We start from the raw sequence: 22089 nt of genomic DNA on the forward strand, positions 1-22089 counted from the left end.
CTGTGTGACGACCGCGGTCGTCACGATCGAAGCCACAACGCGGGCGAAGCAACGGCGAGGCACCACGGGCTGTCGCCGGTGAGGCCGCGCGAGAGCGAACGCGTCTCGATGCGTCTTGCGGTGAGCGTCCCCGGGCCCGAAGCGCTCGGGAACCATTTTGTCGGAAGCGGTGAAAGCGCTCCCACCCATGAGCGTGCCACAGACCCCATCTGGGATTCCATCGAGAGGGCCGCTCATGTGAACAAGGACCACGTTCAGCGCAAGCGGTCTCGCTAAGGAGAATCGCGCATTCTGGAAACGACGGATCGGCCACACGAAAAAGCCGAAAGGCAACCGGCGTGCCCGCAGTAGATCGCATCAGCGAAAGCGGTAGTCCATCCCGACACCTGCCGTATCTGTCGCGCTTGAGCACAGTGCCAGTTTACTGGACCGCACTGCTTCTACCAAGAGCGTGGACGGTCATCCCAGTCGCGATATCCGTCTCGCTCGTCACGGTGCCCCTCCCGGGGAGGACGAGGCTCGCCTGGATAGCGGCCCTCGTCACCATTGGCACCGGGTTGCAACCGGGTAGCGTCGTCGGCTGGCGGGCCGTAGCCGCCCGGGCCGCCGGGACCACCAGGGGCCGCCGGGCCATCGGCCTGTCCATGGCCGTAGGGACCCGCCTCATACGGACTGGGCGGCCCTCCACCGGGCCGGCCGTAACCGCCACGATCGCCATAGCCGGGATCTGGTTGGCCATAACCGCCGCTGTCGCGCCCGTAGGTGCCACCGCCGTATTCGGCACCACCGGAGGGTCCGCGACCATAGTCGCCGCCAGGTCGACCGTACTCATCGCCAGCGGGGCGGTGTCCATAGTCGCCGCCGCTGTCGGTTCCGTAGCCGCCACGGCCATAATTGTCCGATTCGGGGGCGCTGGGGCTACCCCACTGGTCGGTGCTGGCCGGTTGGCTCCACGGGTTGGATGGCTGCGCGGGGCCAGCCCCATAGTCGGTGCCGCGTGGCTCGGAGGGCGCGCCATAGGTGCCATCGCCGAAGCCGAAGTTACTTCCGCGATCGCCTTGGTCGCCCCCGCGTGTCCCGCCATAGGGATCGGAGCCATAGGTCGAGGGCGGGGCGCTGGGAGAACTCTGCGGGTACCCAGACGGGCCGCCATAGTCGGAGCGAGGACCGCCGTAAGGATCGGAGCCGTAGGGCTCGCGGCCTCCACCGGGCGGGGACGGCTCGGAATACGGCGGGCGCGAAGGCTCGCCATAGGCTCCGCGCTGCCCCTCGGGACGAGACGGCTCGCCGTAAGGCGAAGGCGGGCCGCTGCGCGGCTGGCTGGACGGCGAGGAGCCGTACCCAGCTGGATCGGAGCCGTAAGGAGCGGGCGGAGCAGGCGGAATACCGCCGGGTGCGCCACCGGAGGTCGGAATGATCTGGGTGGAGTCGTTCTCGGGCGGGCCACCACGTCCCAGACCGCCCATAGGAACGATCTGCGTGGCGTCGGCACCAGGACCGGGCGAGACGGCACCACTCGGCAAACCACCGTCGGCCGACGGAATCAGCTGCGTGGCGTCGTCGGGGCCATAGGCGGGGCCGAAGCCACCGCCAGCGGGCTGCGAGCCGTACCGGGCCAGGTCATCGTCTTGCAAGAGCGGGCCGTCGTGGATCATGGTCGGCTGGTCGGCCCCGGGCGCGGGTCCTGAGTCGTAGACACCCGGCTGGCCGGTTTGCGCGGCCTTGGGCGTGTGATCCGGAGGGACGTCCTCGTCGAGGAAGTCTCCGTCTTCGCCCTCGTCATCGTCCTTGCGGCTCTTGACGATCATGATCACGATGGCGGCGATGCCACCGAGAACAAGCAGAATACCGAGGATGATGATCAGCCACATCATGCCGCTGACGCCGTCGTCGACGACCGCGGCTTCGGTGGTCTCCTCCTCCGTTGGCTCCTCGGCCGGAGGTTCGTCGTCGTCGCTATCGTCCTCCGGAAGCGACAGGGAGACGGCCTCTACGAAGACCGCACCCGCACCGACCTGGATCGTGCGTTCAAAGTCCTCAAAGCCATCGGCGGTGACTCTCAGGTCAATTTGGCCAGGGGCGATGTATCGGTCGTCGTTGCCTTCAAATCGATAGGCGCCGTCGCCACCGGTAGTCGTGTCGTAGGTGGTCCCGGCCGGGTCGCGGATCTCCACGCGCGCCCCGGAGACGGCCTCGCCCTGGTCATCGGAGACCACGCCGGAGATTTCCTGCACGGTCGGGTCACGGTCAGGACGGTTGCCCCTGATGCTCACGGAGGTGCGGTCGGAGGAGGAGCCTCCCGTAGCGCCGACGTCGAAGTGACCGGATCGAGTATCCGCGTCAGTCAGGTCCGAGTCGGGAACCGGGGCGAGAATGAAACGCAATTGAGCGGTGTTGTTGGCCAGGTCGTCCATGTCGTTGCAGCGCGCTTTACCGTTCCCACGGTCTTCGCAATCGCCGTCGACGCGGATATCAACCCACTCGCTGACCCCAGAGAGCACGCCCTGAATATCGACTTTGGTGGGTCGGGGCGAATTGCGCACCTGGACCATGACGCCGATTTCAGCGGGGGCTCCACCCACCTCTAGGCTCGGGTCGTGCCCGTGGACGATCTGGACGGTGACTTCGGGGTTGGCCAAGGCAGCCTGGGGGACCACGACTGCACCGATCGCGGCACCCAGTACCATGCTGATCATTGCCAGCCATGCGGTGAGCATGCGTGAGGTGGCAAAACTCCAGGCGCGCGGAAGGGCACGTACACGGCGCGAAGGCCGGGGTGCGAGTGGCCCGGACGGGACGACTCGGGACGTGCTCCGGTCCTCTGGTGCGGTCATGACTCCTCCTGGGCACAACTCACCCATGGTTGGGTATCGTCGTGGGTCACTATGCCTGGTAACAAATCGGTATCAATACGCAGGGGTCTTCAATATCGCCCGCAACCATCGAAAAATGCCTGCTTTATAGGTATTTAGAAGTTTATAGAGGCGGACATGGATGCCATTTCACAGGTTATAGCGGCTATAGATCACTCTCAAGAGCCAGCCCGAGACGTCCAAAAGGCGGCGGTCCGAACGCTGTTGGAACGCTTGGCCACCTCCGTTCCGGGCAACTCGGTCGAGGTGCGGGTACCTCCGTTCGGAGCCGTCCAGTGCGTTGCCGGGCCGCGGCATCGGCGTGGAACTCCGGCCAATGTCGTCGAAAGCGATCCGGTCACGTTCTTGCACGTAGCCCTAGGCCGAATGACATTCGCCGAAGCGGTGGCCTCCGGCAAGATCACAGCCTCGGGAGCCCGCTCGGACTTGAGCGAACACTTTCCGCTACTTGAATCGTGAGGCCAGTTCTAGGATAAGACCGGTCACAGCGTTCGCGGGTCAGCCGTCAGCGTGTCGCGTGCGACCTCTGACACCTGCTCGATGATGGCGATCGCGTCCTCGAACTCATCGAACCCCGTGGTGAGCACCGCGATCGACGTGGGTTCTTGGTCGGCCAGGCTCATCATGCCAATGGAGTTGACCACCCAGCGGTTGCCGATATTACTGCGGATGTCCCATCCGTTCTTCATCCACACCGATTCGGCCTCCTGCGCCCCTGCGGAAATGCCCCACTCCTGGTCATCGGCGAGATTGCCCAACAACTGGCGCGCCAAAGCGGCCTTGCTGTGACTCATGTGCTCATCGGGAGTGAGGAGAACCTCCAACATTCGCAGTTGGTCGGACGCGGTGGTCTGCGTGGTGCCCCACACGGTGCCGCGCTCGGTGTTCTCCAGGCCGTATCTCTCGTGAGCGGCCTCCAGCGCCGGATGACCGTCCATGAAATGGAAAAGCAGTTCATCGGTCGAGTCATTGTCCGAGGAGGCGATCATGTCCTCGGCTAGGCCCATTTGGTAGGCGGGAATCTCCTCGACGGTGTCGTAACTGTCCAGGAACATCGCCAAGACCTCGACCTTGATAATGCTGGCCGTGTCGTGCTGCGTGTCGTCGTTAAAGGTCAAAATGGTGCCACCGTGCTGGATGGCCAACGACAGTTCGGCGGTGTCGGGAACGCTGGCAGATTCGAGGATCGCCTCAATGCGCTGTTCAAGGGCGTCTTGGCGGATTGCCGCGATCTGGGCGGCTATCGCGTTGGGGTCGGGCGCGTAGGTGGAGTCTCGAAGCTTTTCGGGGTCGCCCTGGGAACCGCTGAGGCGGTTGGGGTCATAGACATTGCCGCCCTTTTCCGACGAACTGGGCCACACGGTGATGATGAGGACCATCGCAACGAGCAGCACTACGAGACCGGTCCCCAAGATCGACCAGTAGCGAATGGGTGGCGGGGTAACTCGTGAGTTCATGTGACCAAGCGTTTTCGGGTGGGTGGAACATCGGTGGGGCCGGGCAAGGGGTACTGAAGCTTGAGCAAAAAGCTCCTTGGCGGTCTCGTCGGCTGGTCTACCGGAGGTAGACGTCGCCGTGGAGGACCACGAGATTTCACGTGCGCTTTAAGGCGGGTGCCTCGGTGGGAGGGCCTGACTTCAGCTCGTCGGGGTACCGAGAGGACTCTTCAGTAACAGGGTTCCCAGGGTGCTCGAACTACGCCCTGACCATGAGGTTTGATCGGATTTAAAGTAACCCATTCACGAGGGATTGGCAACGTGGCGACCGCACCCCAAGATCAGTGATGATTCACTCACTGAGTGCTATCTTTGCAGTTCAGCGTGGATATTGACATGCGCTCACTCAAAGTTACCGACGAGTAATAAAGGGTGGTGGGGTGACTGATTCAATCCTCCACCTCAAAAGTCTGCCCTGCTAGCGACCGAGTTGGGGTATGGAAAGCGGTTTGTTCGCCCTCGCGTCCTAAGGCGGGCCCATGATCAATTTGTTGCAATCCGCAAGCGTTGCCGCAACCTCTGCGGCAACGCCCCAGCGGTGTTAGCGTCGCTGGAGAAGGAAAAGCCGTGAGGCGTCGGATCAGCCAACTGAGTGGGACCTGGGGAGGAATGACCATTCAGGAGCTGGACCGACGCCTCACGGGGCTTAGATCCACGCGTATTGCAACGTTCGTCAAACGCCCCACAACGGGGCTGTAGTACAAGGCCGTCCGAGCCACCGGCGCCGAACGGCTGCGACCCAAGCGGGCCCACAAACCCACCCATGCTCCGGTAACACCCGCGCCAGCGAATCTCTCCGCCCGGCGCAGTACCGCGCGCCACTGCCCAGACCGCCCGCCAACGGTTGACTGCGCCTCACATAACTGCAAGCGGATGTGAAGTGTCGGTCAGTTACCGCTCGCGGGTAGCTGCCACCGGGGGAACACGGCAACTGACCGACACGTGGTCACATACGTTTCATATGGTCACAGGCTCACAGGCCCGATCTTTTCGATGGCGCCAAGCGCCTCCGCGCCACTGTCTGGGAGTGCGGGCCGCCGGGCCCGCCGCATCCACGGCCTACCGGCCATCGCCGCCACGACCCCGCTCTCAGACAACGGTCTTCGCGACCTTGCCCTCGCGACCCTGCCCTGACGACACTGTCCTGATGACCCTGCCCTCAAGCTGCCGTAGCGCGCTGCGCCATCATCGTCCGCAAAGCCGCCGCACCGACGCCCACCAGACACACAATCGCCAACAACGCCAGCAAGCCGCTGGCCCCGTCCTTCAGCTGCTCCCTGTCAACGGCCTGCACCTCACCGGCAGTCGCGATACCGTCCGACTCGTCCTCAGTCGAATCACGATCGACCGGAGGGAACGGAAGAGACGACTCATCGGAATCCCCTACGTCGCTATCGGCATCGTCCGCCGCCTCAACCTCACCACCGGGAGTACCAGCCGGACCGCCCTGCGGGTGACCGCTCTCGCCACTGGGGACGCCGCCACCCGAAGACTCGGTCGAGGCCCCCTCATCGGAGTCCTCGCGCTGCGTGGAAGGCAAGTCATGCGAACTGGCCTGCGGAGCAGTCGAGCCCGACGAAGAACTTCCCGAACCAGAGGAAGACGAATCCGACGAAGAGTCATCGTGGCTGACCGTCACCATCGCCGTGTCATATTTAGGCAAGATCAGCCCGCACTGTGGCACCATCGCCACCTCCGCCGACTGGTTCATGGTGAACGTCATCGTCGCGTTGCGGTCAATGTCGTGCGAACTGTTACCCACCAACAAATCCGCCGCCCGGCCAGTGTCATTGGTGAAGCTGACCACCGTGCCCGCGGGGACCGACAAGTCATCGACATTCGGCGACGAGTTGGGCCCAATCGTGCTCAGCAGCCCACACGAACCGCTGAAGATGATCTCAGAACCACCGCTTTCCGGGGTGCTGTCAGCCATGGCAAAGCTCATGCCAGCGGCACCGCCCATCGCCACCAACGACGCCGTGAACCCAGCGGCCAAGCGCGTACGGCGACGATGCTTACGCCGCATCTCCATACGAGCCCCAGGCGACAAACGCCCGTCGCCAACTGGATAGGGCAAAGGTGGGCGGGACTGACTCCGCGCTGCCTCATGTGGCGTGGTGCGGTGTTTACCCGACATAGCCTGCCTCCCGGATGAAACCGTCAGGGGAACCAAGAGTCGCCGCACCGTAGCGGCCGCCCAGCAGACCTCACCGTTCAGACGCGCAAACGCAGATCAGTAAAAGGCCACATCGAGACAGACAATGCCGCGACGCACAAAGTCGCGACCGCGTCGTCTCGACAAAAGGACAGCAAACGCGAAGAGCTAGGCCACTCCCGATGGAGCAAGCCCCTCCAACTGTGAAAACAGCCCTCAGCGGCGTCAACCTCAGCCAAACCCGACAGGATTCAAGAGTTGATAATGGTATTACTCGTTCAAAGCGAAGCCGCATGAATGAATACGGCTGTCGAAACTGAATAACGAGACAGGCAGGAGTAAGTTACGCCCTATAGTTTCAGACTTAGGCACAAAACACCTTCGACATTCCCATCGGCTCGTCTACCTCCGGAAAAAGCGTCACCCCCACGACCAACAATCCGCGAGACCGCCTCAATCTGGAACACCCTTCCGCTTAGACGCGAAACCAAAAGTAGGATGTGGCTCAGTCCACCATCTTCGACGCAGCAGTGAGACCGACAATGCCCACGACAGGCAACACCACCCCCGACCACCCCGACCACACCACAGCGCCACCCACTGACGAAAACCACGATCAGGCCGACCACGACGCCACCCTCGAAGCCGAAACCACCCGCGTCAAAGAGGAAAACGACTCCAACCAGGCGGACAAACCCGAGGCCGACCTGTCCGAAGACCACCGCTGGGAAAAATTCGCCGCCGGAGAAACCCTGCGCCCCGAAGCGCCGCCCCACCCCATCATGCGCGTACTCAAGCGCATCCGAGTGGGCCTGACCCACGAATGGACCCTCGCCGCCGCAGCCAGCGCCGTCCTCGCCGTGGCCATGACCTGGCCACTGGCCACCGAGGCAACCCGTGTCATCCCCCACGACCTAGGCGACCCGCTGTTGCTGACCGCCATGCTCGCCTGGCTGGGACACGTCGGCCAACAAGCGCTAGGCGGCACCTACCTCAACCTGTGGGACTCCGGGGCCTTCTGGCCCGCCACGGACTCCCACCTCTTCACCGACACTCTGCTCGGATACGCCCCCGCCGCGCTGGCCATCACCGACTACTCCTCGGCGCTGCTGGTCTACAACCTGCTCTACATGGGCACGTTCGCACTCGCGTTCTTCGGCTGCTACGTCCTGCTGCGGCAACTCGGGGCGCGCGTGGCCGGGTCGGTCATCGGGGCGGCCGCGTTCGCCTACGCGCCGTGGAAACTCGCCCAAGCCGGGCATTTGCAGGTCCTGTCGGTGGGTGGGATCGCGCTGGCGCTGGCGATGCTGGCCCGTGGTCACGGATGGTCGCTGCGAGAGGGGTTCAAGCCCGAACGAGTCAAGCCAGGGTGGATCTTGGGCGGCTGGCTCGTGGCGCTGTGGCAGGTCTCCATCGGGATGGGAATGGGGATTCCGTTCCTGTACTTGCTGTTGGCCATCGCGGTGGTCGCCGGGCTGTTCATACTCGGCAAGCGCCTGCGGCTGGGCTGGTGGGCGGTCGCGGCCAATGGGCTGGGTGGGATGGTCTTCAGCCTGGGCACGCTGTGGATGGGTGACCAGCATTTGGCGGTCGCCCGGGCCTATCCGGAGTCCAGCCGCGGCCTGGACTACATCGAGCAGTTCAGCCCGACCTGGACCAGCTTCATCATCGCGCCCGAAGAGTCGCGTCTGTGGGGCGAGGCGCATGCTAGCGCCCGGGAAGGGCTCACCTGGGCCCCCGAACAGACGCTGCTGGTCGGATTCACGGTACTCGCGTTGGCCATCGCGGGGCTGGTGTGGTCGTGTTGGACTCCCCGGCAGCGGCTTTTCCTAGCCTTGGGACTGTTGGTGACGTTGAGCTTGGCGATGGGGCCCAACTTCTTGGACAATGGGGCGTGGGCCTATGGCCTGCTCTATGAGTACCTGCCGGGCTTTGAGGCGATCCGTACCCCAGGTCGACTGGTCTTGTATATGAGCTTGATCCTGGCGGTGTTGGCGGCGGGGACGATCACTAACTTGGCCGATCGCGCCGATGCCCTCGCGCATGAGAACCGGTTTGACAAGCGGCTGAGGGTGCGAGCTCCCCGGCGTCTGCACTTGCTGTTCTTGCTGCCGTTGCCACTGATCTTGGCCGAAGGGTTGACCGCCGCGGAGAATTACGAGCCGCCGCGTGCGCCGGTGGCGTTCTCTGAGTTGGAGGGGCCGGTGATGGTGCTGCCATCGGACGGCCGGGACACTGTGGTGCAGTTTTGGGGCATTGATGGGTTTGGCGACCTGGTCAACGGGGTTGCGGCGTTCACGCCGGAGGCGCAGGCGCGCATGCGGGCCGATTCCTATGACTTCCCGCAACCTGATTCGATCGCGGCGTTGCGCGAGGCGGGCGTAAAGACCGTGGTCGTGGTGGTCGATTGGGTGCCCCATAGTGATTGGGACCCGATGTTCTTGGACGAAGACCCGTGGGATGTTGAAGTCGAGCGCACCGATGGCGTCATCATCTACCACTTGTGAGCTGCCAAGACGAACAATCGCGCCTGCTCGAGAGAGCGGGCGCGATTGTCGCACAGGCATATGCGGAAGGCATTTTCGGCGTTCTCGTCGGCTCGTTTAGGAGCGTAGAAGTCGCTTGCTGTGGCCTTGAATCCGCACTTTTGCATAAGCCTCACTTTGTGCAATGGTGAGGCTTTCGGTCGTAAGCGGGGACGCTTCCGGGTGGCCCCTATGCCTCGGCGCTGCGGCTGCGGATGGTCACCAGTGGTTTGGAGGTCTCGGCGAAGAAGTCATTGCCCTTGTCATCCACGACGATGAAGGCCGGGAAATCCTCGACCTCGATCTTCCACACCGCCTCCATACCCAGCTCCGGATACTCCAAGACCTCCATCGACTTAATGCAGTCTTGCGCCAGCCGGGCCGCCGGGCCCCCGATGGAACCCAGGTAGAAGCCGCCGTGCTTTTCGCAGGCTTGGGTGACTTTCCGGGAGCGGTTGCCCTTGGCCAACATGACCATGGAGCCGCCCGCGGCCTGGAACTGGTCGACGTAGGAATCCATCCGGCCCGCCGTCGTCGGGCCGAACGACCCCGAGGCGTAGCCTTCGGGAGTCTTGGCCGGTCCCGCGTAATAGACGGCGTGATCGCGCAGGTAATCGGGCATTTCCTCGCCCGCGTCCAGCCGTTCCTTGATCTTGGAGTGGGCCAGGTCCCGGGCCACGACCAAGGGCCCATTGAGCGACAGTCTGGTCTTGACCGGGTGCTTCGATAGCTCGGTGAGGATGTCGGCCATCGGCCGGTTCAAGTCGATGCGAACCACGTCGCCGTTGACGTCGGCGTCGGTGGTCTCGGGCATGTACTTGGCCGGTTCGGTCTCCATCTTCTCCAGGAAGACACCCTCGGGCGTGATCTTGGCCAGGGCCTGCCGGTCGGCCGAACACGACACGGCGATCGCCACCGGGCAGGAGGCGCCGTGACGCGGCAGCCGGATGACGCGCACGTCGTGGCAGAAGTACTTGCCGCCAAACTGCGCCCCGATACCGAAGTGCCGGGTCAACTCCAGCACCTGCTGTTCCATCTCGATGTCACGGAAGCCGTGGCCGGAGTCCGAACCTTGCGTGGGCATCGAGTCCAGGTATTTGGTCGAGGCCAGTTTCGCGGTGTTGAGCGCGTATTCGGCGCTGGTACCGCCGACGACAATCGCCAGGTGGTAGGGCGGACACGCGGCCGTTCCCAGGGCTCGCAGCTTCTCGTCGAGAAACTTCATCATGCTCTCGGGATTGAGAACCGCCTTGGTCTCCTGGTACAGGTAGGACTTGTTGGCGCTGCCGCCGCCCTTGGCGATGAAGAGGAACTTGTAGGAGTCGTCCCCGTCGGCATACAACTCGATTTGGGCGGGAAGATTGGTGCCGGTGTTCTTCTCCTCCCACATCGTCAGCGGGGCCAACTGCGAATAACGCAGGTTCAGGTCGTGGTAGGCGCGGTAGATGCCGCGCGCTAGGTGCTCAGCGTCCTTGCCGTCGGTGAGCACGTGCTGCCCACGCTTGCCCTTGACGATCGCCGTGCCGGTGTCTTGACACATCGGCAGTACTCCACCGGCCGAGATGTTGACGTTTTTCAGCAGGTCCAAAGCCACGAACCGGTCGTTCGGGCTGGCCTCGGGGTCGTCGAGGATCTTGCGCAGCTGCGCCAGGTGGGCCGGGCGCAGGTAGTGGGAAATGTCCTTCATTGCCTCCGCAGCCAGATCGGCCAAGACGTCGCCGTCCACCTGCAGGAATCGTCTGCCCGCCGCTTCGATGACCTCAACACCCTCAGAGGTGAGGAGGCGGTACTCGGTGGCGTCTTCGCCAACGGGAAGCAGGTCGGTGTATTTGAACTCGCCAGTCACGCCTCCAACATAGCGCGCGGGGCATTCTGGGTCTGGCCGACGGGACAGGAGGACGCATTCGCATCAACGGGTGGGCCACGCGGGTGGCCGGGCGGCACGGGCAGAAACGCGGACATCCGGGCGGCTTTTGCGCTCCGATGTGTCACAGGGCACTGATAGCCTCGATCCCCTACCGAAGTAGCTGGGCTCGGGCTTTGAGGAACCACCACGGGGTGAGTCACAACGGGGCGGGTGGAGCGGGAGAGAGCACTCTCAGCAGGTACTCTTAGACGGTTGCGCGTCTGTGACGCCCCCTGTGGCGGATCGAATTCCCCGGATTAACCTCCGCGGATTCGAGTGCTGAGGATGCGCGATGGTGCAAGAGCCCTCCTGCCGTGGAAAGTCTGCGGCCGATAAAGACCAGAGGAGGTGGAGCGATCTTGCGGCATTACGAACTGATGGTCATCTTTGACCCTCGCCTGGAGGAAAGCCAGGTAACTCCCACGTTGGAGAAGTTCCTGAAAGTAGTGCGTGACTCAGGTGGTTCCGTCGAGAAAGTCGACGTTTGGGGCCGCCGCCGTCTGGCCTACGAGATCAACAAGCACAGCGAAGGAATCTACGCCGTCGCTGACCTGAAGTCCGAGCCGGCCGCTGTGGCCGAGCTGGACCGTCAGATGCGACTCAACGAGTCGGTGCTGCGGACGAAGGTTCTTCGTCCGGAACTTCGGTAGAAGTACCCGCCCCAAACGAGATTATTAGCTCTGTGGCTCGCGATGTCGAGCTTCTAGGGGCACCACAACTATCGAAACAGTGCCACGGATTCATCCGTGCGACTGGCAGACCTTAAGGAATTTAAGGAGAGGTCATGGCAGGAGAAACCGTAATCACGGTTATCGGCAACCTCACCGAGGACCCGGAGTTGCGTTACACGCCCTCCGGTGCTGCGGTGGCGAAGTTCCGTATCGCCTCAACCCCACGGACTTTCGACCGCGAGTCGGGTCAGTGGAAAGACGGCGAACCGTTGTTTTTGACTTGTAGTGTGTGGCGAAACTACGCCGAAAACGTGGCCGAGAGCTTGTCTCGCGGCATGCGCGTGATCATTCAAGGCCGCCTGAAAATGCGGTCCTTTGAAACCCGTGAAGGGGAAAAGCGCACCGTTTACGAGCTGGATGTCGAAGAAGTCGGCCCAGCGTTGCGTTTCGCCACCGCGAAGATTCAGAAATCCTCCGGCGGCGGAGGTGGAGGCGCCCGCTTTGGCGGTGGCGCCGCAACCTCTCAGCCGGAAGATCCGTGGGCCTCGGCCGCCCCCGCCTCGCAAAGCGCGGGCAAGGGCGGATTCGACGAAGACCCACCGTTCTAGCGTTGATCGCACTGCGGCCCCATCCCCTTGCCAAGCAAGTACAAGGCCGTAGTTCAGGAATTTGCGAAAGGCAGAAAGTATGGCTAGCTCCAAAGCTGCGCCGCTGCGGAAGCCCAAGAAGAAGTCCAACCCTCTTGACAAAGAGGGCATCAAATACGTCGACTACAAGGACACCGCCCTGCTGCGGAAGTTCATCTCCGACCGGGGCAAGATCCGTGCCCGCCGTGTCACCGGGGTGACCTCTCAGCAGCAGCGTCAGATCGCCTCGGCGGTCAAGAACGCTCGCGAGATGGCGCTGCTTCCTTACACGAGCCAGAGCCGGTAGGGAGGCGAGCCATGAAGATCATTCTGACGCACGAAGTGGCGAACCTGGGTTCCGCCGGAGACGTCGTGGAAGTTAAGCGCGGTTACGCGCGTAACTACCTGCTGCCGCAGGGATACGCGATCAACTGGACCAAGGGTGGCCAAAAAGAGGTCGACGTGATTCGCCGTGGCCGCGAGGCGCGCGACATTCGTGACCTCGACCAGGCCAAGGCCGTTGCCGACCAGCTGAAGCAGGCTGACGCCCACATTGTGGCGCGAGTAGGCGACAACGGTCGTCTCTTCGGTTCCATCACGCCGGTGGACATTGTCGAGGCCGTGACCAAGGCCGGTGGCCCCAGCATCGACCGTCGTCGCGTGGAGCTGGATGGACAGATCAAGTCCATCGGCACCTACGACGTGAGCGTGAAGCTGCACCCGGAAGTGACCGCGAAGTTCAAGCTTCAGGTGACCCCGGCCAAGCGCGCTAAGGGCAAGAAAAAAGGCAAGTAGTCCCATGAGGGACTGACGGGTCCGATTCGTGATCCAAAAGTGGGGGTCGCCAGGCTAAGCCTGGCGACCCCCACTTTATTTAGATTTAGCGTGCACGTTGTCCATTACCGCCGCGAATGAACGTGGGGTGTTTATCCTCTACGCACAGGCGGCAATTCGCCCCCGGCTCGGCGTTCTCCTCGGCCCGTTCTATTGCGTAAACTTCGCCTTCTGTGGCCCTGAACTCGCACTATTACAAAAACGTCCTCACTGATTCCGTGAATCAGTGATCAATAGAGCTCGAGCTCAGTTTGATCGTGGTCGACATTGGGAGGCATCCCCGCATCGTCGATCACGAGGGAACGCTGCGAGACCCCAGGCGGTACGTGGGAAATGGTGTGGGAGCTATTTGGGCCGAAACCACCGACAATGTCGCCGCCACTATCTCGCAAGACTCCACTAACCCACAAACTTGTGACATACGTGCCTTCCCTCTCCACGGAAAGATCGTATGTAACGTGATCGTCGGTGGTCCTCACATTGTCGATAGCGACCTCTATGGGGCCTTCGAGCCGGTCGGATCGCAAGTGGAACACATCGCCGCGCGGCTCAAGCCACGTCACCGAAGTGAGCACATCAACCTCGAAGATGTCAGCCGAACCAATGCGGTGGTTATTTCCCAGCGAGACCTGCTCGCCCGGCGCCAAGGCCAACTCATTCGGTAGCCGCTCGGCATTGGACAGCATCGCATCGCTACCCACCTCGTATAGCACCCGAATATCGATGGTGACAGCCGCGTAGTACTCCTCACTGGAGTTTTTCAAGACCGTGCCCCAATAGAGCCGATCAGACCACGATGAGCTTTCCGTAGTGCTGTAACCGAACTCGACTACCTCGATCTCTCCGTCCGAGGAATGCACCTCTGTCAGGCCTTCTGGGCCGGACTCATCGCTTGAGGCCTCCTTGAGCGCGAGGTCGTGCTCATATGGACGCTCGTGCATGGCCGACGACATCGGCACCACAGCAGCGACGACAAAGAGCACCACCCCCAGGGCGATGGCGACATACCACAGTTTCGGTGGCACCCGCATGATCGAACGTTGCAGTTTTGAAGGGGCGTCCGGCGGCGAATGAATGGGGGTGTTTGACATGTCGCCTCCATGCTTACCTGTGCGTCACACAGGAATCAACGAATGTATTGGGGCCCTTGCGTTTCACGACTTACGCACGATGGCCATTTGAGTGAGCGGGATACCCTATACAGGGTAGCTAGTTCGTCCAAATGGCGCCCATAGTCTTGCACCCAAGGAAGATCGCATGTCAAACGACAACGAACAATCCACCTCCGATGGCGAATCTGTCCCTGCGGGCGAGGCCAAGAACCCAGGCGACCACCCCGGGACCGAAGCCGCGCAAGCAGCTGACGCCAGTGCCTCATCACCGGCAACGGCAAACGAAGAACCTACGCCGCCGGTCAGCGAAATGGCCTCGGTGCCAACCCAGAATCCCTCTGAACAGGTTCCGCTGCCCAATCCTGGCCCCAACGGGCCGACCTTTGGGCCCTACTGGCGTCAGCACTATCGAAAAGTGCGCGTTCTAGCCATCATCGCAGTCGTAGCACTCGTGGCTACCGGTAGCGTAGTCGGCATCAAGTACCTCAGTTCCAAATCCGAAGCACAGCAACCAGTGCGGGTGGTTGAGGACTACCTGGCCGCAGTTTCACGCGGCGATGTTGAGGAGGCACTGACATTCACCGTCGAAGGAAGCGACGGCGACGAGCCACTTACTCATAACGCCTTCGTCTCATCCGAGGTACTCAGCGCCGATTGGAAAATAGAGCAAGTTCGCCTCCACGAATACGAGAACCATCAAGCATCAGTGTGGGCGACCATTTCGGCCGAAGACGGTACCACTGCCACTGGTATGTACACGCTTCGTCGTGGCCACGATGACAACTGGGCCATCCTTGATCCGTTTGCCTACTTCTCCTCCCCCTACCGGTATCGAGACTTCTTTTCGATCAACGGAGCCGACATAGAGCTCACCAACTCCCCGCACGACGGAACCGGTGGCATGATCCTGCCCGGATTCTATGACTTCTACTCGCAAACGGGCCCGCTATTGGACGTGACGTCAGGGCGCTATCTCGTGATCGGCCAGCACCATGTGGCGCTGGGCGAAGACCAATGGGACTCCGAGAGCACCGGCGGACTCATACTCAACCCCACATTCGCTCCTACGCAAGACGCCGGGGAGTCTTTGCAACAGGCCGTCAATGAGTACCTTGATAGCTGCATTTCCTCGATGTCCAGCAACGCGCACAGAGAATGCCCCACTGGTATCACCGATCCCAACATCCATGCTGACGGCGGGCAGCGTATCCGGGCCATTCAAAGCTTTGAATGGGACCTAGTGGACTACCCCGAAGTCGACCTGGGCTTGACGCAGGTTGACGATCACGTGCGCATGACCCTATTTGACCGGGTGCCGGGAACCGCCCACGTCACCGTTTCGGGGCGAGTGCTCAACGACGACGGATACTCCAATGTATCGGTGACGTTCGCTTGCCCGGTGCGTGTCATGGCTCTCGTACCAGATGAGGCCAACCCTGGGGGTGTCTATCATGATCCGGATCTTTTGTGGGACACGACGATCAGCGGAGTAGTCGACGACCCCAATACCTTTGGTCCTTGCACCAAAACCTAACCGAATAAGATCGCCCTAAGCTGGGGCGCATTCCCGGAGAAGAATCAGTGCCGTTGGGGACCATCTGGCTGATCGGGGCGGCTCGCCAATAACGGCGACGAAGTTTCGGCAACACGCACATAGACCAGCAGCCCCAGGAACCCTAGCGCCGTTAGCGCGGCAAACGTCGCCGCAAGCCCGGCCGTGCCCGCCAGCGCCAAGCCAACACCGCCCAGACCAGCGCCAGCGAAAACCCCCAAGCTCATGGCTGCGGCGTTGAGGCTGAACGCCATCGGTTTCGCTTGGCCGGAGCGGTGCGCGATCAACGTGGTGACGCCTGCGGCGACCACGGCGTGGCTAAATCCGACTATTGAGGTAGCCCCCAGAGCAATAAACATCTGGTCAAAGCTGTAGACGGCCACCACGGCTACCGTCGCGGTCACCAGGCCGCCCCCGATGAGCCACGCCTGACGTTGAGAGCCTTCCGCCTGGTGAGCCGCCCAACGTCCGGCCAGAAAGTTCCCGACGAAGAACGACAGCCCGCTGAGGGTCCACACCAGGGTGATCGTGGTGGCGTCGAGGCCGAAACTGCGGTGGAAGTGGATTGCGAGAAACGAAAGGAATCCCATAAAGGCGGCGGTTCGCGCGAACGCGATTCCGATCAGCGCCAACAAGTCGATGCGGCTGGCCATGGAGCGAAACGCCTCCAGGTACCCGAGGCGCTGTGATGGTGGCTGCGGTTGATCAGAGGCGGTGAACCAGAACCGGCCCGCCGCTAGGAGCGCTAGCGCCGCGACGACCCACATGGTGGCTTGCCACCCCATCACCAGCGCCATGCCGCCGATGAGCGGAGCGCACATGACCGCCGCCAAGGTTTGTACGGAGGTGACGATAGTGGCGGCGCGAGCCGATGAAGCTGGGTTGGGGAATTGGGCGGTGGCCGTCGTCAGTAGCGAGGGTGTCAACAAGGCGGTGGCCGCGCCGATGCCCGCGCAGAAGACGATCAGGGCCGCCTGGCTTCCCTGGGTGAGGAATCCGCTGGCTATCGCCAGGGCCAACAGGGCGGCGGCGGAGGCTTTTTGCAGGGACCAGCGTTGGAGCCAGGGGGCGATAAGGACCCCTGTGACCAGGGCGGCGATGCCGCCGAGGCCGCGGAGGGCTCCAGCTAGGGCTTCACTGACCTGGGCTGTCTGGGAGATGGGGACAAGGAAGGTCGAATAGATCGTAAAGGGAAATAGGCTGATGATGGCGGCGAGCAAGACCAGCCATAGTTGGGCGATGATGCGGGCGTCGCCGGTGCGTGGCTCGGCGACGGTTGCGGTGGTCATGGGTCCCCCGTGGAGTGCCGCCCAGGGTGGCCCGGGCGGCAGACTGCTGTCAGTCGTTGAGTGTGTCGAGGTAGTCGGAGAAGTTTTCCAGCCCGTCGATGTTGCGGGGGCCGGAGATGCCTTCGTTGTAGTCGAGGATGAAGAAGTTTTCGTCGACGACGGCGGGTAGGGCTGAGGTGACCGGCGAGGTCTGTAGGAAGTCGATCTTGTCTTGGGCGGGGGCGTCGCCGTAGTCGAGGATGATGATCACCTCGGGCTGTGCTTCGACGACGGCTTCCCAGCCCACTTCGGTCCACCGGGCTTCCAGGTCGGCGAAGATGTTGGTGGCTCCGGCGTGGCTGATGATGTCGTTGGGCGGTACCTGGTTTCCAGCGGTGAAGGGTTTGTCGGTGCCGGAGTCGTAGAGGAAGACGCTGACGTCGTCGCGGTCGGCGGCGGCCTGTTCGACCTCGGCGATGCGGTCACGGTATTGGGAGATGACCTCGTTCGCGATGTCTTCGACGTCGAAGATCGCCCCGAGGCGTTCCAGGTCGGCGAAGAGGCCCTCGAATGGTTCGACGTGTTCGGCGAAACCAGGGTAGTTGTAGCAGGTTTCGGTGTGCATAAAGCTCATGATGCCCAGCTCGTCGAGGATTTCGGGCGTGATTCCGCGTTCGACGGAGAATCCGGAGTTCCATCCGGCCACGACGAAGTCCGCGTCGGCGTCGACGACGAGTTCACGGTTGAGCAGGTCGTCGCTGAGGAATTCCACTTGGGCGTATTCGTCAGCCCACGGGGAGTCTTCCACCGGAGGGTTGGCGGGAGGCATGACGTATCCGTGGACGTGGTCGGTCAGCCCGAGGACGAACATCTTGTCGGCGCTGCCTGCCTCGTAGACGACCGCTCGTTGGGGTAGGGAGTATTCGACCTGTTCGCCGCAGCGGGCCACGGTCGCGGTTTCGGCCTCGGTCTCGGCGTCGACTTGGGCGCCGCAGGCGCTGATGGCCAGCAGCCCGGAGGCGGTGACGATTGCGGTGGTGACGACTCGGCGTTGTCGAAAGCGGGTCATGGGCGGGTTCCTTTCGCTTCGGCGGCCGCTAGGGGCGCCTGCTGGGTGGGGATGTCGGCGTGGAGCTGGTAGAGGATTTGCGGGTCTGCGGTGAGTGGGTGGGTCACGACGTGGGCTTCGACGCCGAAGACCTCTCGCATGGTCTCGGTGGTGAGCACTTCGGTGGGGGTGCCGTGGGCGACCAGGCTGCCTTCGCTGAGCACCCCGATGCGGTCGCAGGTGGCGGCGGCGAGATTGAGGTCGTGCAGGACGATGACCACGGTGACTTTGGTGCGTTTCAAATGGGACAGCAGCTCGACTTGGTGGCGTACGTCCAGGTGGTTGGTCGGTTCGTCGAGGATGAGGACGCGGGGCTCTTGCACGAGGGCGCGGGCCAGGAGCACCCGTTGGCGTTCGCCGCCGGAGAGGCTGAGGATTCCGCGTTCGGCTAGGTGGGTGAGACCCAGCTGGGCCATGGCCTCGTGGCATAGGTCGCGTTCGGCGGCGGTGAGCGGCTGGTTGCCCTGTTGGTGGGGGCTGCGGCCTAGGGCGACGATTTCGAAGACGGTGAAGTCGAAGTCGGTTCCGCCCTCTTGGGTGAGGGCGGCGACGGTTTGGGCGCTACGACGCAAAGATAGTGAGGCTAGGTCGTCGTCGCCGACCCAGATGGTGCCGCTGGTGGGTTTGAGGGCCCGGTAGACGCAGCGTAGGGCGGTGGATTTTCCCGAACCGTTGGGGCCGACCAGGCCCACGACCGAGCCGGGGGGAACGTCGAGGCATAGCTCGCGCACGAGATGGTGGCCGTCAATGGTGACGGTCAGGTGGTCTAGTCGCAGGTCCATCGTTATTTGCCTCCGAAGACGTAGCTTCTGCGGTGCATGAGGAAGATGAACACGGGCACGCCGATGAGCGCGGTCATGACGCCAAGTGGCAGTTCGCGGGGGGCCACGACGGTGCGGGCGAGCATGTCCACCCAGATCATGAGGGTCGCGCCCACGAGTGGGGCGATGGTGAGGACGCGGGCATGGCCTGCGCCGACGACCATGCGGACGATGTGGGGCACGATCAAGCCGACGAAGCCGATCGCGCCGCTGACGGCGACCATGGCGCCGGTCATGATCGCGGTGATGGCGAAGAGCATCCAGCGGACGCGGCCGGTGTTGATGCCGAGGCTGGCGGCGGTCTCGTCGCCCAGCGACATGCCGTCGAGGTTACGTCCGTGTCGTCGCAGGAGCAGGATGCCCAGGGCGACCACGGCGGCGACGAAGGGCAGGGAGCCCCAGGTCGCGGCTCCGAAGCTGCCCATAGTCCAGTAAAGGACGGTGCTGGTGGCCTCGCCGGTGGGCGCGAAGTAGATCATTACGGCCATGATGGCCTGGAATCCAAAGGAGAGGGCGACGCCGGTGAGGACCAGGCGCAGCGGGGTGACGCCGACACGGCTGTAGGCGATGCCGTAGACGAGGATCGTGGCCAGGAGGGCGGCGAGGAAGGCTCCGGCGGAGACCGCGTAGATGCCTAGGCCGGTGAGGAGGCCGAACAGGGAGACGGTGACCGCTCCGACTGATGCGCCCGAGGAGACGCCGAGGATGTATGGGTCGGCCAGCGCGTTGCGTACCAGGGCTTGGATGGCGACACCGACGACGCTGAGCCCGGCTCCGACGACGGCGGCGAGGAGGACGCGGGGGGTGCGTACTTGCCAGATGATTTGGTAGCGGGAGAAGTCGTCGGCGGAGATGGTTCCGCCGCTGAGGGCAGCCCATAGGTAGCGGGCGGTTTCCAACGGTGGCACGTTGGCTGAGCCGATGCCAATGGCGAGTACGGCGGATGTGAGCAGGGCGGCGGTGAGGGCGATCAGGGCGAGGGCGAAGCCGAGGCGGGTGCTCGTGCGTCGGCCTCGCGGGGCCTCGGTTCGTTGGCTGCGGGTGGCTTGAGGCGGAGCGGGGGTCTGGCTCAGGGATGACACGTCAGCTCCATTTGATAATGAATCTCATTATCAAATATTCCCGTTTGCCTCCGAACCCACTCGCGTCCCACCCCTCGAAGTGACAGACAGCACACGCAGCGGCAACGACGGGGCAGGGCAATGGATACGAAAAGCGCCGAAGAATCGAGCCGACGCAGTCATGGAGACACGCCGCGGTCAGCTACCGCGACCAAGGAGGCTTATACAAAAGGTATTCCTCGGCTCGCTTACCTGCGCAAACTTCGCCTCAGGCGGCCTTGAACGCGCAGCCTGAAAAATTCGGCTACGAACCGCCGGCGTCGGTGATCTGGTAGGAATAGCCCTGTTCGGTCAAGAAACGCTGCCGAGACGCCGCGTACTCCACGTCGACGGTGTCACTGGTGACCACGGCATAGAAATGGGCCCGCCGCCCATCGGGCTTCGAACGCAACACCCGCCCAAGCCGCTGCGCCTCCTCCTGCCGGGAACCAAAGGTGCCCGAGACCTGAATACACACCGTCGCGTCAGGCAAGTCCACCGAGTGGTTCCCCACCCGCGAAATCACCAACACCGTGACCTCACCGGAACGGAACTTCGCGAACAAATCCTCCCGTTCACTCGTAGAGGTCGAGCCCTGAACCAACGGAGCACCCAGCTTGTGGGCCAGATCCTCAAGCTGATCCAAATACGCGCCGATCACGAGGATCTGCTCCCCGGAATGCTCGGCGATCAAGTCCTTCACCACCGCCACCTTCGAGCGCGCCGAGGCCGCCACCCGATACCGGTCAGCGTCATCGGCCTCCAACGAAGCCAACAACTCAGAGCGCTCCGGCCGCACCCGCACCTCTGTGCACGAGGCCGGAGCGATCCAGCCCTGCTGTTCCAGCTCCCGCCACGGAGCTTCGAATCGACACGGCCCAATTAGCGAAAACACGTCAGTCTCGCGGCCGTCCTCGCGCACCAGGGTCGCGGTCAAACCCAGGCGACGCCGAGCCTGCATGTCGGCGGCCATGCGAAAAACCGGGGCCGGAAGCAGATGTACCTCGTCGTAAATGACCAGGCCCCAATCCCGGGCGGCGAACAACTCCAGATGCTGGAACTGCTTGTTACGCCGGTATGTGACCACTTGATAGGTGGCGATAGTGACCGGGCGGATCTGCTTGCGTTCACCCGAATACTCGCCGATTTCCTCCGCCGTGAGGCTGGTGCGGCGCAGCAGTTCGTCACGCCACTGGCGCGCGGCCACGGTGTTGGTCACCAAGATCAGCGTCGTGGCCGAAGCACGGGCCATGGCCGCCGCCCCCACCACGGTCTTGCCCGCCCCACACGGAAGGACACACACCCCCGAGCCCGCTTGCGAGAACGAATCGACCGCCGCCTTCTGATACGGGCGCAAACTCCAACCATCTTCGACCAGCGTAATCGGGTGGGCCTCCCCATCGACATAACCAGCCCGGTCGTCCACGGGCCACAGCAAATGCAACAGGGCTTGCTTGAGGGCTCCGCGCTGCGAAGGATGGACGGCCACAATGTCTGGTTCAATGCGGGAGCCCAACATCGCGGTGGTGTGTTTGGAGTCAATGACCTCAGTCAAGGCAGCGGGGTCGCTAGAGGTCAAGACCAGCCCGTGGCTCGGGTGATCCTCCAGGCGCAGGACGCCGAAACGACTCATCTGCTCGCTGACATCGAGCAAGATCTCATGAGAGGGAGGGAACTTCGCGTAAGTGAGGAGAATGTCGATGACAGTCTCGGCGTCATACCCGGCCGAAGCGGCGTTCCACAGCCCCAACGGGCTAAGCCGGTAGGTGTGGATGTGTTCGGGTGCGCGCTCCAACTCCGCGAATGCCGAAATGGCCAGACGGCACTGCTCAGCCTGCGGATGGTCAACCTCCAGCAGCAGACTGCGGTCACTTTGCACAATCAGTGGCCCCGACACGACTCCCCCAGCTTCCCGTTCGCGCGGCCCAGGCCGCAGTTCTCCACAACCTTGCCACGGAAGCGGCCGATGCGGTATCGCTGTGACCGAAGTGTCTAGTCACAAGGTCGCCGCAGGTGTTCACACTGCTGGAACGGGCATAAAA

The 22089-nt window shown here is 62.9% G+C and carries 17 protein-coding genes; 7 read left to right on the top strand and 10 right to left on the bottom strand.

Going from position 1 to position 22089, the window contains the following annotated elements; all coding sequences use genetic code 11:
- Positions 1 to 440: 440 nt before the first annotated feature.
- Entirely contained in the window at positions 441 to 2834 is a 2394-nt protein-coding gene (locus JQS30_RS16405; protein ID WP_213171311.1) for a carboxypeptidase regulatory-like domain-containing protein, read from the bottom strand.
- Between the two features lie 156 nt (positions 2835 to 2990).
- Between JQS30_RS16405 and JQS30_RS16410 the strand changes: the two genes are divergently transcribed.
- Positions 2991 to 3332, top strand: a complete 342-nt coding sequence (locus tag JQS30_RS16410) for a sterol carrier family protein (protein ID WP_213171312.1) — start codon at positions 2991 to 2993, stop codon at positions 3330 to 3332.
- 23 nt (positions 3333 to 3355) lie between these two features.
- Here JQS30_RS16410 and JQS30_RS16415 read toward each other — a convergent pair whose 3' ends face one another.
- The gene (locus JQS30_RS16415) at positions 3356 to 4330 is read right to left on the bottom strand and encodes a serine hydrolase (RefSeq protein ID WP_213171313.1); all 975 of its coding nucleotides are present in this window, start codon (positions 4328 to 4330) and stop codon (positions 3356 to 3358) included.
- A gap of 1198 nt (positions 4331 to 5528) precedes the next feature.
- A complete protein-coding gene (locus JQS30_RS16420; protein ID WP_213171314.1) occupies positions 5529 to 6395 on the bottom strand; it encodes an ICP22 family protein in 867 nt (288 codons plus the stop codon).
- A gap of 671 nt (positions 6396 to 7066) precedes the next feature.
- Between JQS30_RS16420 and JQS30_RS16425 the strand changes: the two genes are divergently transcribed.
- The gene (locus JQS30_RS16425) at positions 7067 to 9031 is read left to right on the top strand and encodes a DUF2339 domain-containing protein (RefSeq protein ID WP_213171315.1); all 1965 of its coding nucleotides are present in this window, start codon (positions 7067 to 7069) and stop codon (positions 9029 to 9031) included.
- 208 nt (positions 9032 to 9239) lie between these two features.
- Here the strand turns inward: JQS30_RS16425 and JQS30_RS16430 are convergent, their stop codons facing one another.
- Positions 9240 to 10895 carry a fumarate hydratase gene (locus tag JQS30_RS16430; protein ID WP_213171316.1) on the bottom strand — a complete coding sequence of 552 codons (1656 nt, stop codon included), beginning with the start codon at positions 10893 to 10895 and terminating at the stop codon, positions 9240 to 9242.
- Between the two features lie 419 nt (positions 10896 to 11314).
- On the opposite strand from JQS30_RS16430, the gene rpsF reads away from it, so the two are divergent.
- From rpsF to rplI, 4 genes are all read left to right on the top strand, one after another.
- Positions 11315 to 11605 carry a 30S ribosomal protein S6 gene (gene rpsF / locus JQS30_RS16435; protein ID WP_213171317.1) on the top strand — a complete coding sequence of 97 codons (291 nt, stop codon included), beginning with the start codon at positions 11315 to 11317 and terminating at the stop codon, positions 11603 to 11605.
- Positions 11606 to 11739: 134 nt separating this feature from the next.
- The gene (locus JQS30_RS16440; protein ID WP_213171318.1) at positions 11740 to 12234 is read left to right on the top strand and encodes a single-stranded DNA-binding protein; all 495 of its coding nucleotides are present in this window, start codon (positions 11740 to 11742) and stop codon (positions 12232 to 12234) included.
- Positions 12235 to 12313: 79 nt separating this feature from the next.
- A complete protein-coding gene (gene rpsR / locus JQS30_RS16445; protein WP_213171319.1) occupies positions 12314 to 12559 on the top strand; it encodes a 30S ribosomal protein S18 in 246 nt (81 codons plus the stop codon).
- Between the two features lie 11 nt (positions 12560 to 12570).
- On the top strand, positions 12571 to 13047 hold the full coding sequence (gene rplI, locus JQS30_RS16450; RefSeq protein ID WP_213171320.1) for a 50S ribosomal protein L9: 477 nt from the start codon (positions 12571 to 12573) through the stop codon (positions 13045 to 13047).
- Between the two features lie 269 nt (positions 13048 to 13316).
- Here the strand turns inward: rplI and JQS30_RS16455 are convergent, their stop codons facing one another.
- A complete protein-coding gene (locus JQS30_RS16455; RefSeq protein ID WP_213171321.1) occupies positions 13317 to 14177 on the bottom strand; it encodes a hypothetical protein in 861 nt (286 codons plus the stop codon).
- Positions 14178 to 14343: 166 nt separating this feature from the next.
- On the opposite strand from JQS30_RS16455, the gene JQS30_RS16460 reads away from it, so the two are divergent.
- Entirely contained in the window at positions 14344 to 15732 is a 1389-nt protein-coding gene (locus JQS30_RS16460; RefSeq protein WP_213171322.1) for a hypothetical protein, read from the top strand.
- A 44-nt stretch (positions 15733 to 15776) separates the two neighbouring features.
- Here the strand turns inward: JQS30_RS16460 and JQS30_RS16465 are convergent, their stop codons facing one another.
- From JQS30_RS16465 to JQS30_RS16485, 5 genes are all read right to left on the bottom strand, one after another.
- Complete coding sequence (locus JQS30_RS16465; RefSeq protein WP_213171323.1) at positions 15777 to 17039, bottom strand: MFS transporter; 1263 nt, start codon at positions 17037 to 17039, stop codon at positions 15777 to 15779.
- 49 nt (positions 17040 to 17088) lie between these two features.
- The gene (locus JQS30_RS16470; protein WP_213171324.1) at positions 17089 to 18087 is read right to left on the bottom strand and encodes an ABC transporter substrate-binding protein; all 999 of its coding nucleotides are present in this window, start codon (positions 18085 to 18087) and stop codon (positions 17089 to 17091) included.
- Positions 18084 to 18908 carry an ABC transporter ATP-binding protein gene (locus tag JQS30_RS16475; protein ID WP_213171325.1) on the bottom strand — a complete coding sequence of 275 codons (825 nt, stop codon included), beginning with the start codon at positions 18906 to 18908 and terminating at the stop codon, positions 18084 to 18086. Before JQS30_RS16475 ends, JQS30_RS16470 begins: the two co-directional genes overlap by 4 nt.
- Positions 18909 to 18910: 2 nt before the next feature.
- Positions 18911 to 20020 (bottom strand): FecCD family ABC transporter permease, encoded by a 1110-nt coding sequence (locus JQS30_RS16480; RefSeq protein ID WP_343076236.1) that lies wholly within the window; start codon positions 20018 to 20020, stop codon positions 18911 to 18913.
- Between the two features lie 292 nt (positions 20021 to 20312).
- A complete protein-coding gene (locus JQS30_RS16485; protein WP_246497961.1) occupies positions 20313 to 21944 on the bottom strand; it encodes a DNA repair helicase XPB in 1632 nt (543 codons plus the stop codon).
- Positions 21945 to 22089 lie beyond the last annotated feature (145 nt).

It is taken from the genome of Natronoglycomyces albus, assembly GCF_016925535.1.
GTDB lineage: Bacteria > Actinomycetota > Actinomycetes > Mycobacteriales > Micromonosporaceae > Natronoglycomyces > Natronoglycomyces albus.